The organism is Acidithiobacillus sp., from assembly GCF_027322205.1.
In the GTDB taxonomy this organism is placed as follows: domain Bacteria; phylum Pseudomonadota; class Gammaproteobacteria; order Acidithiobacillales; family Acidithiobacillaceae; genus Acidithiobacillus.
The window spans coordinates 1-11,769 of sequence record NZ_DAHVHY010000062.1 but is presented as its reverse complement, the minus strand read 5'-3'; the positions used below and the strand labels follow the sequence as shown (position 1 = coordinate 11,769).

The following is an 11,769-nucleotide window of genomic DNA, read 5'->3' as shown; positions in this document are numbered from 1 at the left end:
TGGATAACACCGCGACAGCAAGGATTGTTAAGCTCCGCTTGCTGCCGGTGCGGGGATGTGTCGTGGGGGTGGTAAAGGTACTCATCAAGATTGCTCCTTTTTCGTTAAATGGCAGAATGCACGAAGCACGATTTGTGCCATATACCACAACACGGCTTTTCAGTTGTAAACCTGCAAAAAATAAGGTTTGGAGATGTTGGGGTGGCGGTGCTGCGAGCCAGCAGAGAATAATGGCGCACCATTGCGGTGCATATGTGCATCATGGTGGTGCATTGCTCTTGGGTCAGCGAAAACTATTCTTTGTTCTGAATCTCATCATCCAACAACCGTCCCGAGTCTTTTGGGGCTTGCTGAAAAACCCGCTATGGCTGTAATGCTGGTTTTATGCGTCCCGGAGGCGAATGTTTTTTTGCTTCGTTGGTTCCATGTCAGGGAATAATGCACCGACCCAACGCTCTGTCGTCCCATGTCGGGGCAATTGTTGCCAGAGGCGGATGAATATGCCTTGATTCTGCTGGTTCTTCGTATCGGCATGAACTTTGCTTTACTGATGTCGCGATGTGGTGAACTGGTTATGCTTGTGTACCCTCCTCTAGCAATATTCATGGGCGGCCCTCCCGCCCATTTTTTGTGCGCCTTGAATTATTCCAAGTATTTTTTCTGCCGTTATTAAGCCTGATCTGACTTTGTTGGGGGGGTGTCATCCCTGCGGGCGCGATGAGGTTTTGATATGCCGGCACGCTTGACGCTTTGCCGCACCCTAGGCCATTATTCCCAAGATTTTGCTCTCAACATTCACTCGCGACCTGCATCCCGGTGGTGCGGTCCATTATTTTGCCTGGGAGGACCATGGACGCCACGGACCAGAAGCGCCTGTTGCGTGAAATGCTTTTTGCCCGCCGTTTCGAGGAACGTTGTGCTGAGGCCTATCACGAACGCCAGATCGGCGGTTTTTTGCACCTCTATCCCGGTGAGGAAGCCTGTGCCATCGGTGTGCTGGAGAAGGCCCGCCCCGGTTCGGACTACGTGGTGACCGGTTATCGCGACCATATTCATGCGCTGAAGTCGGGGATGAATCCCAAGGCGTTGATGGCAGAGCTCTTTGGCAAAGAAACGGGCTGCTCCAAGGGCCGCGGTGGCTCCATGCACCTCTTTGATCCTGATGTGCACTTCATGGGTGGCTATGCACTGGTCGGTGGTCCCTTTCCGTTGGCCGCTGGTTTCGCTAAGGCGATCCAGTTGCGTGGCAGCGATGAAATCTCCATCTGCTTTCTGGGCGACGGTGCCAACAATCAGGGTACTTTCCATGAGACCATGAACATGGCGAGCCTGTGGAATCTGCCTGTGCTCTTTATCTGCGAAAACAATCTGTATGGCATCGGCACCGCCATCGAACGTTCGACGGTGGAAATCAATCAGTACAAGCGGGTGGCCCCTTATGGCATTGAGGCGGCGCAGTGCGACGGTCAGGATATTGATGTGGTCATGGCCCACGCCGAAAAGGCGGTGCAGCATGTGCGTGGAAAGCGCAAACCCTACTTCCTGGAGCTGATGACCTACCGTCTGCGCGGTCATTCCATGTCTGACTCGGGCGCCTATCGCTCCAAGGAAGAGGTGGAAGAATGGGCACAGCGCGATCCTATCGGTATCTACAAGCGTCGCCTGATAGAAGCCGGGGTGCTCAGCGAGGATGAGTTCCACGCCACGGACGAGGCTATTCAAGACGAAATCGAGAACGAGATCGTGCGCTTTGCCACCGAGAGCCCGGAGCCGCGCGTCGAAGACGTCGCCCGTTATGTGTATGTAGAAGGAGGCAAACAGCCATGGCTGAAATGATGTATTGGCAGGGTATCCTGCGTGCCCACGATGAGGAAATGGCGCGGGACCCCCTGGTCTTTGCCATGGGTGAGGATATTGGCGTCGCTGGCGGTACCTACAAGGCGACCAGCGGCCTCTTTGCCAAGTACGGCGAGCAACGGGTGATTGATACCCCCATCTCCGAAAACAGCTACACCGGTATCGGTGTGGGTGCGGCCATGGTCGGGGCGCGTCCCATCGTCGAGATTATGAGCGTCAACTTCGCCTGGCTGGCGATGGATCAGCTCATGAACAATGCGGCAAAGATCCATTATATGTCCGGTGGTCGTATCCGCTGTCCCTTTGTGATGCGACTGCCGGGCGGCACGGCGCACCAGTTGGGTGCCCAGCATTCGGCGCGCATGGAGAAAGTCTTCATGGGCATCTCCGGCTTACGGGTGGTGACTCCGGCAACGCCGCGTGATGCCTATGGTCTACTGAAAAGCGCCGTGCGTTGTGATGATCCGGTGGTAATCATTGAGCACGAGGCCATGTACAACCTCAAGGGCGAAATACCGGATACGGAATTCTTCACCCCACTGGAAGGGGTCGAAGTGATGCGGCCGGGCAAGGACGTCAGCATTTTTGCTTACAACATCAGTGTGCACTGGGCGCTGGAGGCGGCGCAGAAGCTGGCTCAGGAGTATGGTATTGATGCCGAGGTCATCGATCTGCGGGCGCTCAAGCCTATGGATCGGGCCGGTATCGCGGCCAGCGTGCGCAAGACCCATCGCGCTATTGTTGTCGAAGAAGATGAGGCCCCAGTGGGTGTGGGTTCCGAGGTGATCGCGATCATCAATGAAGAATGCTTCTTCGATCTGGATGCGGCGCCGGTGCGGGTGCATGCGCTGGATGTGCCGATTCCATACAGCCATCGTCTGGAAAAGGCGGCTATCCCCAATGCCGACGATGTTATCGCCGTAGCGCGGAAGATGCTGGGCCGGTAAGATTCTGGTGGTTTGTCTCCTCTCAATCTCGGTTTGACTCAATAATGGTGAAACATGGCTGAACCTTACGTCATCAAGATGCCGCAACTTTCCGACACCATGACGGAGGGTGTGCTTGTTTCCTGGGAGAAGCCCGTGGGCGCGCGGGTGGCGCGCGGCGATGTGGTGGCGACGATAGAAACGGATAAAGCCATTATGGATGTGGAGGTGTTCCGCTCGGGTTATCTGGCAGGGCCTCTGGCCGAGGCCGGCAGTGTCATCCCGGTGGGCGGGGCTATCGGTTACCTCACCGAGACGGCCGAGGAGACCGTGTCTGTTTCCGCCCTGGTGACGCCCGCAGCCATGGTTACTGTAGCAGATGCGCCCGCTCCGGCCGGAGTGCCGACCCCGGAGGGCTATGCGGTTAAAATGCCGCAGCTCTCCGATACCATGACTGAAGGTGTGCTGGTGTCCTGGGAAAAAGCCCTGGGAGAAAAAATTCAGCGCGGTGACGTTGTGGCGACGGTGGAGACGGATAAGGCCATCATGGATGTAGAGGTTTTCCGCGCGGGTTATCTTTCCGGCCCCCTGGCGGCACCAGATACGGTAGTGCCCGTGGGTGGTGTCCTCGCCTGGCTGGTGGAGTCGCCGGAGATGGTGCGTCGTGACGATGCTGCAGCTGTCGTTCATGCGACGACGCCTCCGGCGAGCCCCACCCCGGTGCTGACATCCACGGGAACTACTGCGTCAGTCCCGCCTGCGGCCGCCGTTATGCCTGCGATACTGCCGGGCGCGCATCCCGCAGCGCGTCCGCAGCAGGGAGCAGCCAGTCCTTTCGCCCGGCAATTAGCCGGTCAGCAGGGGATAAATCTCAACAACCTGCGTGGCACTGGCCCGGCGGGGGTGATTGTTGCCGCCGACGTGCTTGCGGCGGGCAGCCATGTGGCACCGATGACCTCTGTACGCGCTCCTGAGTCCGCCGTGCCTGGTAACGGCCGGGCCATGACGGCTATCGAACGAGCCATCAGTCAGGCGATGGTCGCTTCGCTGAGTATTCCCGTGTTTCATGTCACCGTGCAGGTGAAACCCGAGGCGTTGATTCGCATCGCTAAGGCACATAACGTCTCGGTTACCGTAGCCATTGCCAAGGCCGCGTCTCAGTCTCTGAGCAGACATCCGCTGGTGAATGCCGCTTATCAGCCTGCGGATAAAATTGTGGAGCGCGCGCAGCATGATATCGGTATTGCCGCGACCACGGAAGATGGTGGTCTGGTCGTGCCGGTCCTGCGGGATGTGGAAGGCAAAGGCCTCGATCAGTTGCAGGCGGAATGGAATCCTCTGTTAGAGAAGGCGCGTAAGCGTCGTCTCAGTCCGCCCGAGTACACCAATCCCACTTTCACCATTTCCAACATGGGCATGTATGGCATCACCCAGTTTGATGCGATCGTCACTCCCGGTACAGCGGCGATCATCGCCATCGCGGGTAATGGTCTAGAGGGCATGCCTATCACTATTACCGCCGATCATCGGGTGGTCAATGGTGCCGAAGCGGCCTTGTTCCTCAAGGATCTGAAGCAGGCGATCGAGCATCCTGAGGCCTGGCTGGGCAATGCCGACCCAATGATTCCCGCAGGTGATTATGATGTGCAGGTACTGGTTATCGGTGCTGGCCCCGGTGGTGAAGACTGCGCCCGCGAACTGGTGGAGAACGGCATCAAGGTGGCTATGGTCAATAACGCACCGCTGCCCGGTGGCGAATGTTTGTGGCGCGGTTGTATCCCCTCCAAGGCCTGGCGCGCCGCTGCGGACCGTATCCGTGACCGTGAGCATGATGCGGCTATGGGCCTGACGCTGGGCACGCCCAAGCTGGATTGGGTGCAACTGGAGCAGCATCGGCGTGGCATTCTCCAGACGCGCGGGGAAATGGCCCTGAAAACCGATCAGGGTATGAAGATTCAGGTGTTGGAAGGCTACGCCCGCTTCACCGGCGATCATAGTGTCGAGATCAGCGGTAAAGATGCGCGGACTCTGACTTTTGGCGCTTGTGTCATCGCGACGGGTGCTCCGGCCTTTGTGCCGCCGATTCCCGGTATTCGGGAGGCGTTGAGGAGTGGCGCCGCCGTGACTTCTGATACGGTCTGGGACTTGAAGCAGCCTCCCAAACGCCTCTGCGTCATTGGTGCCGGAGCCATCGGTATGGAAATGGCACAGATGTTTCATGACTTTGGTGCCGAAGTGCAGGTGCTGGAAGCCTTGCCCCGGCCGGTGGCGGAGATGGAAAAGGAGGTCGCGGAACAGTTGATGAAGGCCCTCGCGCATAACAGCCCGCGCTTGCAGGTGTTGACCGGCGTCAAAGTGGCGGATGTCGCCGGGCAGGCTGGCCAGTTGGAGGTCCATTACCAGGTCGGTGAAGAGGCCGCGACCTATGCTTGCGATCTGCTGCTGGTAGCGACGGGCAAGCGCCCGGACACCAGCGGTCTGAACCTTGCGGCGGCTGGCGTGACGCTCGGTGAGCGGGCCGCCATCGCTGCGGATGCGACCGGGCGAAGCAATGTGCCCCATATTTATGCCGTGGGTGACGTCATTGGCGGTTACATGCTGGCCCACACGGCGGGCCGGCAGGGGCGAGTTGCGGCGGCCAATCTGCTGGGCCACAGTGTTCGCTACGACGCAGCGAAGGACAGTGGTGTGACTTTCACCCGACCTCAGTGCGCCTTTGTCGGCCTCTCCCTGGAGCAGGCGAAGGCCGCGGGCATGGACGCGGTCGAGGTCAAGGTGCCCCTGAGCATTGATGCCAAGGCGATGATGACCGGCGAGACCGATGGTCTGATCAAAATGGTCGCCGACAAGGTCAGCCATCGCATTGTCGGTGTACACTTCCTGGCCGATCATGCGGATACCCTGGTGGGTGAGGCGGTCCTGATGGTGAGCGCCGGTCTGACGCTGGAGCAGGTGGCCGAAGCCATTCATCCCCATCCAACGCAGACTGAGCTCTTCGGCGAAATGGCGCGGCGTCTGTTGTCCCGCCTGCGACGCTCCGCCAAAGGGGTGGGCTGATTTGACAGAAGGGGACCCGCAGGAGCTAATTCCTGGCGCGCTGCTCAGCGGAGCGCGCGGTAAAATTCTGCGCTTTTACGAGAAGATGCTCGATCTGATTGTGATCGTCCTGATTTTTGTCATGCTGATCACGCTGCTCGCCGCCGTGGTCGGGCTGATGTGGGATGTCTATGACACGGTCTTGGCCTTCCGTCAGGAGCAGGCGATACAGGGCCTGGTGGCGGATGTCCTCTCCGTTTTTGTGCTGATCGAACTTTTCCGCACCTTCACCGACTATCTCGAATTTCATCGGATACGTTTGCGCGTGCTCTCGGAAGTGGCTATTGTTTTCGTGTTGCGCGAACTGTTCATCGGGCTTTACGCCCACCGTATGGGTCCGTTGGATTTGTTTGCGACAGCGGTGCTGCTGGCGGTACTGATCGGCGCGCGTATTGCGGCAGTATACTTTGCCCCCGGACATTCCGGCATGGAGTGAGCGTTAACGCGGTCCGTGGCGCGGCTTGACGGCTGCGCGTAAAAGCGAGCAAAATACTCGGGTATCCACTGAATAAAGCGCTGCGGCGCATGGAGCGATGCATAATGAGCACAGCAACAGAAACAATGACCAATCTGGATTCTATTCCCCCGGTTATGACCCTGACGCAAAACGCAGCGGACAAGATTGCCTCGCTGATCGAAGAGGAGGGCTCTGAAGACCTGAAGCTGCGCGTCTTTGTGACGGGTGGTGGCTGTTCCGGTTTTCAGTACGGTTTTACCTTTGATGAGAATATGAATGAAGGCGATACGGAAGTGCATCAGTTTGGCGTGAGCCTGCTGATCGATCCCATGAGCTATCAGTATCTGGTAGGTGCAGAGATCGACTACAGCGAGGGGCTGGAAGGTGCGCAGTTCGTCATCAAGAACCCCAACGCGACAACCACCTGCGGTTGTGGGTCTTCTTTCTCGGCTTGATTGCCGGATGGTACTGAAGTGCCCCCAAGGGGAGGCTGATGGCCTCCCTTTTATTTTACGGGCAGGTTATGATGATGGTCGCCCGACGGCCATGATCATCCGAATGATAAAAGGAGTGCTGTATGGCGGAACCGAACTTTGCGCCAGGTCTGGAGGGCGTGGCTGCAACCCACTCCAGCATTTCCAACATTGATGGTGCTGCTGGTTTACTGAGTTATCGTGGTTTTGCCATTGCGGATCTGGTGGCGCACAGCAGCTTTGAGGAAGTCGCGCTCTTGCTGCTGGACGGCGTCCTGCCGAGCGCCGCCGATCTGGGAGAATTTGATCGCGGGCTGCGCGCGCATCGCCAAGTCAAATACAATGTCCGGGAAATCATGAAATTTATGCCGGTGACCGGGCATCCCATGGATATGCTGCACTGTGCTGTAGCCAGTCTGGGCATGTTCTACCCGCAACAGGAACTCTCCGACGCCGAGCGCGAAAATACGCCCCATCTGGATGCTATGGCGATGCGGATTATTGCCCGCATGCCGACTATTGTGGCCATGTGGGAGCAGATGCGCTTTGGTAATGACCCCATTCCACCACGGCCCGACCTCAGTCATGCTGCTAACTTTCTGTATATGATCTCGGGCCGGGAGCCGGATCCGGCACTTGCCAAAATCCTCGACTCCTGCCTGATTCTACACGCCGAGCACACCATCAATGCCAGCACCTTCTCCGTGCTGGTGACCGGCTCCACCCTCACCAACCCCTACCATGTTATCGGAGGGGCGATTGGGACGCTGGCTGGTCCGTTGCACGGCGGCGCCAATCAGAAGGTAGTGGAAATGCTGGAAGAAATCGGTTCCGTCCAGCGGGTAGGCGCTTATCTCGATGAGAGGATGGCTAACAAGGGCAAGATCTGGGGCTTCGGGCATCGTATCTATAAGACCCGCGATCCGCGCGCGGCGATTCTCAAAGAGATGATGGAGAATCTGGCCAGTCACGGTCATCTGCGCCACAGCCGCCTTTTTGAAATTGCCATAGAAGTGGAACGCCAGGCTACGGAGCGACTCGGCCCCAAGGGCATCCATGCCAATGTGGATTTCTATTCGGGCGTGCTGTATCACGAGATGGGCATCAAAGCGGACCTTTTTACGCCCATCTTTGCCATGGCGCGTTCTGCGGGCTGGTTGGCGCACTGGCGGGAGCAACTGGCGGACAACCGGATTTTCCGGCCTACACAGGTGTATACAGGGGAACAGGGCCAAGGCTATATTCCTGTGGTACAACGGTCTTAGGAAAAACGTATGACAGAAGTTTTACAGGATATTCCCTTCCTGGCCACGGATCGGGTAGAGGCCCTGCTGGAGATCGAGCGTCACCTGATCGCCGAGCAATCGGCTATTGAGCGTTGGTTTCGGGGGCAATTTCAGCGGACGCCCCCGCCGTTCTATGCCTCTGTAGACCTGCGCAATGCAGGTTTCAAGCTGGCGCCAGTGGACACCAACGTATTCTCGGCGGGATTTAATAACCTCAATCCGGAGTTTTCGTCGCTCTATGTTTCGGCTATTCAGCATTATCTGAATCAGTATCATCCGGGTCTGGAACGGGTGCTGCTAATACCCGAAAACCACACCCGTAACCTCTTTTATCTGGAGAATGTGGCACGGTTGCGCGAGTTGCTGGAACTCTCCGGTCTGGAAGTGCGTGTAGGCTCACTGATTGTGGAAGAGCGCACGGCTTATGATCTGCCTTCGGGTAACCTGCTCCTTCTTGAACCGTTGCAGCGGGTCGATGGGCGTTTGACGACGGTGGGTTTCGATGCACAACTGATTTTGCTGAATAATGACCTGTCAGGTGGTGTGCCTGAAATACTGGAACATCTGGAACAGCCTATTCTACCCCCTCTCGCGGCAGGCTGGCGTAATCGGCGCAAATCCCAGCATTTCGCCCATTATCGTGCTGCCGCGCAGGAATTGGCGGAGGTGATCGACATTGATCCCTGGCTGATTGATCCCCTTTTCCGCCGCTGTCAGGGCATTGATTTTATGCGCTCCGAAGGGCGCGAGTGTCTGGTCGCCAATGTTGATGCCGTGCTGGATCTCACTCGCGCGCGCTATGCCCACTATGGCATCCGCCAGCGGCCCTTCGTCATCGTCAAAGCCGATGCCGGTACTTATGGCATGGGCATTATGACGGCCTATTCGGGTGAGGAGTTCCTGGACCTCAATCGCAAGGAACGCACCCGCATGGCCAAGAGTAAAGAGGGGCTGCCGGTGAGTGATGTTTTTATTCAGGAGGGCGTATATACCTTCGAGCAGACGGCACAGGAAGCCGTGGCCGAACCTGTCGTCTATATGATCGGCCAGCAGGTACTGGGTGGTTTCTATCGGGTACATACCGATCGCGGGCGTGATGAGAATCTGAATGCGCCGGGCGCGCACTTTGAGCCTATGGCTTTTGGTCAGACCTGCGTGCTGCCTTGCCGGAAATCACCGCCCGATGCACCGGTAAACCGCTATTACGCCTATGGTGTCATCGCGCGCCTGGCGCTGGTGGCCGCAGCCCGGGAGATGGCGGATTGGCGGATGCAGGATGCGCAGAAGGCCGGTCAATGAGCGCGCTCAAGGCCGCTATACTTATGGACTCTGTCGCCGGGATCAAACCGGCTAAAGATACGACCTTCGCCATGCTCCTCGCGGCGCAGGCACGCGGGCACCAGTGCTGGGTGTTTACTCTGTCCGACTTGTTTCTGCGTGATGGGTGCTCCTGGGGGCGATTACGTGTCATTGTCGTGCGCGATGGTGTGGAAGACTACTACACGCTGGGTGAACTGGAAGAACGTCCTCTTGCCGACATGAATGTGGTGCTGATGCGTAAGGACCCGCCCGTTGGCCTAGAGTATCTTACTGCCTGCTATTTGCTGGAGCACGCGGGTACCTGGGTGGTTAACGATCCAATCAGCCTGCGCAATGCCAACGAAAAACTTTATGCCCTGCATTTCCCGGATTTTCTGCCGCCCTTGCTGGTCAGCCGTGATCTTGGGGATTTACGAGCCTTTCTCGTCGAGCATGGCGAGATTGTCGTCAAGCCGCTCTCGGCGAGGGGCGGCGAAGGGGTGTTTTATTTGCACCTGCAGGATCGCAATGTCGGCAGCATTCTGGAGACGGTGACAGGCTGGGGCCAGCATTATGTGATGGCGCAGCGCTATCTGCCTGCTATCCGCGAGGGCGACAAGCGCATCCTCCTGGTGGATGGCGTGCCCGTGTTGGGTGCTATGCTGCGGGTGCCTTCGGCCTCGGATTTTCGCGGTAATCTGGTGGCCGGAGCACAGGCCGTTGCGGCAGAACTTACGGACCGCGACCAGGAAATCTGTGCGGCGATCGGCCCTGCCTTGCGGGCTGCGGGCCTGCTTTTTGTCGGTCTGGATGTGATTGGCGGATATGTGACGGAGATCAATGTCACCAGCCCCACCGGGGCACGGGAAATCAAGCGCTTCTGCGGGGTGGATGCCGCGGATCTGCTTTGGCAACGTCTGGAGCGGGGACGATAATGACGCCACGTCCGTTGCATTTGGTCACTGGCACCTGCGTTTGCTGATTAAAACACGTATCATAGGGCCTATGACCTTTTCCTCCCTCAAAAATCATCTGCTCATCGCCATGCCTGCGCTGCACGACGGCGTTTTTGATCGCACCGTGATTGTGGTGTGCGAGCATAATGCCGAGGGCGCCATGGGTGTGGTTATCAACCGTCTGGTGGACATCAATATGTCCGACGCCCTGCGTGCGGTGGATATCCGGCCCTCTGAAGAAATGATCCATCGCCCGGTGTACTGGGGCGGGCCAGTACAGCCCCAGCACGGATTTATACTTCACTCGCCGCGTGGCGAATGGTTTTCCAGCCTGGAGATTAATGACGATCTGGCGCTGACCAGTTCGCCGGATATTCTGCAGGCTATTGCTCAGCACGAAGAGCCGCAGCGTTACCTGCTGACCCTGGGCTATGCCGGTTGGGGCGCACAGCAACTGGAAGCGGAACTGCAGGATAACGCCTGGTTACACGGCCCCTTGGATATGGCGGTAATTTTCGACCTGCCCGCCAGTGAGCGCTGGCAGGCTGCGGCGCGCTTGCTGGGTGTGGATATGCGGCTGCTCAGTGGTGCGGCGGGTCATGCCTGAGCGGAGCGGGCCGCTGCTTGGGATAGACTTCGGTGAGCGCCGGATCGGGGTTGCGGTTTTGGGGGAGTCGGGGTTGGCGCCGCAAGGGGTCGCCACCCTGCGCAATGGCGAGGGTGGTCCGGACTGGGATGGCTTCGCGCGTATCCTCAAAGAATGGCAGCCGCGCGCGCTGGTTCTGGGCCTGCCGCTGCACATGGATGGCAGTGAGGGCTTCATGGCGGGCCGGGCACGTAACTTTGCGGAAAGTTTGCAGCGCCGCTTCCCTCTGCCTATGCATTGGGTGGATGAGCGCCTGAGCAGTCACGCCGCCGAACTGGTCCTGAAAGGTCGCGACTTTTCTCAAAAGAAGCGCGGCCGTTTATTGGATCAGGCCGCTGCCTGCGAGATTTTGTGGACCTTTCATAACGCCGGAGGCGACGCATGACGACCGACTGGGATGTGACCGCACTGTTAGAGGGCATGGCGCGTGAGTTGCACCCTCTCATTGATCCGGAGCAGGCGGCGATGGTCGGCATTTTTACCGGCGGCGTCTGGCTGGCGCGCAGCCTGCACGCCGCACTCGGTTTGCAGCAGCCCCTGGGGCAGGTGGATATCTCTTTTTATCGCGACGACTTCAGCCAGATCGGCCTGCACCCGCAGGTGCGTGCCTCGGATATCCCCTTTGATGTCGATGGCCGCGATATCATTCTGGTGGACGATGTCCTCTACACCGGCCGCACCGTGCGCGCCGCCATGAATGAAATCTTCGACTATGGGCGACCGGCCCGCATCCGTCTGGCGGTGCTGGTAGATCGCGGCGGGCACGAGCTGCC

At 58.3% G+C, this 11,769-nt stretch carries 12 protein-coding genes; all 12 read left to right on the top strand.

Annotation, left to right across the window (positions count from 1 at the left end; genetic code table 11):
• The coding region (locus M7F93_RS09295) for a hypothetical protein (RefSeq protein WP_298172385.1) at positions 1-374 on the top strand (374 nt) is incomplete at its 5' end.
• Positions 375-849: 475 nt separating this feature from the next.
• Positions 850-1,836, top strand: coding sequence for a pyruvate dehydrogenase (acetyl-transferring) E1 component subunit alpha (pdhA, locus tag M7F93_RS09290; RefSeq protein WP_298172382.1), 987 nt, complete (start codon positions 850-852; stop codon positions 1,834-1,836).
• Positions 1,824-2,804, top strand: coding sequence for an alpha-ketoacid dehydrogenase subunit beta (locus M7F93_RS09285; RefSeq protein WP_298172379.1), 981 nt, complete (start codon positions 1,824-1,826; stop codon positions 2,802-2,804). Before pdhA ends, M7F93_RS09285 begins: the two co-directional genes overlap by 13 nt.
• A 54-nt stretch (positions 2,805-2,858) precedes the next feature.
• Positions 2,859-5,840 (top strand): FAD-dependent oxidoreductase, encoded by a 2,982-nt coding sequence (locus M7F93_RS09280; protein WP_298172378.1) that lies wholly within the window; start codon positions 2,859-2,861, stop codon positions 5,838-5,840.
• Between the two features lies 1 nt (position 5,841).
• A complete protein-coding gene (locus tag M7F93_RS09275) occupies positions 5,842-6,315 on the top strand; it encodes a phosphate-starvation-inducible PsiE family protein (protein WP_298172375.1) in 474 nt (157 codons plus the stop codon).
• A 104-nt stretch (positions 6,316-6,419) separates the two neighbouring features.
• Entirely contained in the window at positions 6,420-6,791 is a 372-nt protein-coding gene (erpA, locus tag M7F93_RS09270) for an iron-sulfur cluster insertion protein ErpA (RefSeq protein ID WP_461262194.1), read from the top strand.
• A 122-nt stretch (positions 6,792-6,913) separates the two neighbouring features.
• On the top strand, positions 6,914-8,074 hold the full coding sequence (locus tag M7F93_RS09265; protein ID WP_298172373.1) for a citrate synthase: 1,161 nt from the start codon (positions 6,914-6,916) through the stop codon (positions 8,072-8,074).
• 9 nt (positions 8,075-8,083) lie between these two features.
• On the top strand, positions 8,084-9,394 hold the full coding sequence (gene gshA, locus M7F93_RS09260) for a glutamate--cysteine ligase (protein WP_298172371.1): 1,311 nt from the start codon (positions 8,084-8,086) through the stop codon (positions 9,392-9,394).
• The gene (gshB, locus tag M7F93_RS09255; protein ID WP_298172368.1) at positions 9,391-10,329 is read left to right on the top strand and encodes a glutathione synthase; all 939 of its coding nucleotides are present in this window, start codon (positions 9,391-9,393) and stop codon (positions 10,327-10,329) included. Before gshA ends, gshB begins: the two co-directional genes overlap by 4 nt.
• A gap of 70 nt (positions 10,330-10,399) precedes the next feature.
• Positions 10,400-10,957, top strand: a complete 558-nt coding sequence (locus tag M7F93_RS09250; RefSeq protein WP_298172365.1) for a YqgE/AlgH family protein — start codon at positions 10,400-10,402, stop codon at positions 10,955-10,957.
• Positions 10,950-11,381: a Holliday junction resolvase RuvX gene (ruvX, locus tag M7F93_RS09245; RefSeq protein ID WP_298172361.1), complete on the top strand. Its 432-nt coding sequence runs from the start codon at positions 10,950-10,952 to the stop codon at positions 11,379-11,381. Before M7F93_RS09250 ends, ruvX begins: the two co-directional genes overlap by 8 nt.
• Positions 11,378-11,769, top strand: a 392-nt coding sequence (gene pyrR, locus M7F93_RS09240) for a bifunctional pyr operon transcriptional regulator/uracil phosphoribosyltransferase PyrR (RefSeq protein WP_298172358.1), incomplete at its 3' end; no start/stop codon positions are given. The genes ruvX and pyrR, both read left to right, overlap by 4 nt.

Coding starts and splice junctions, on each gene's coding strand:
- pdhA (WP_298172382.1), top strand. CDS start 850: ATGGACGCCACGGACCAGAAGCGCCTGTTGCGTGAAATGCTTTTTGCC.
- M7F93_RS09285 (WP_298172379.1), top strand. CDS start 1,824: ATGGCTGAAATGATGTATTGGCAGGGTATCCTGCGTGCCCACGATGAG.
- M7F93_RS09280 (WP_298172378.1), top strand. CDS start 2,859: ATGGCTGAACCTTACGTCATCAAGATGCCGCAACTTTCCGACACCATG.
- erpA (WP_461262194.1), top strand. CDS start 6,420: ATGAGCACAGCAACAGAAACAATGACCAATCTGGATTCTATTCCCCCG.
- M7F93_RS09265 (WP_298172373.1), top strand. CDS start 6,914: ATGGCGGAACCGAACTTTGCGCCAGGTCTGGAGGGCGTGGCTGCAACC.
- gshA (WP_298172371.1), top strand. CDS start 8,084: ATGACAGAAGTTTTACAGGATATTCCCTTCCTGGCCACGGATCGGGTA.
- gshB (WP_298172368.1), top strand. CDS start 9,391: ATGAGCGCGCTCAAGGCCGCTATACTTATGGACTCTGTCGCCGGGATC.
- M7F93_RS09250 (WP_298172365.1), top strand. CDS start 10,400: ATGACCTTTTCCTCCCTCAAAAATCATCTGCTCATCGCCATGCCTGCG.
- ruvX (WP_298172361.1), top strand. CDS start 10,950: ATGCCTGAGCGGAGCGGGCCGCTGCTTGGGATAGACTTCGGTGAGCGC.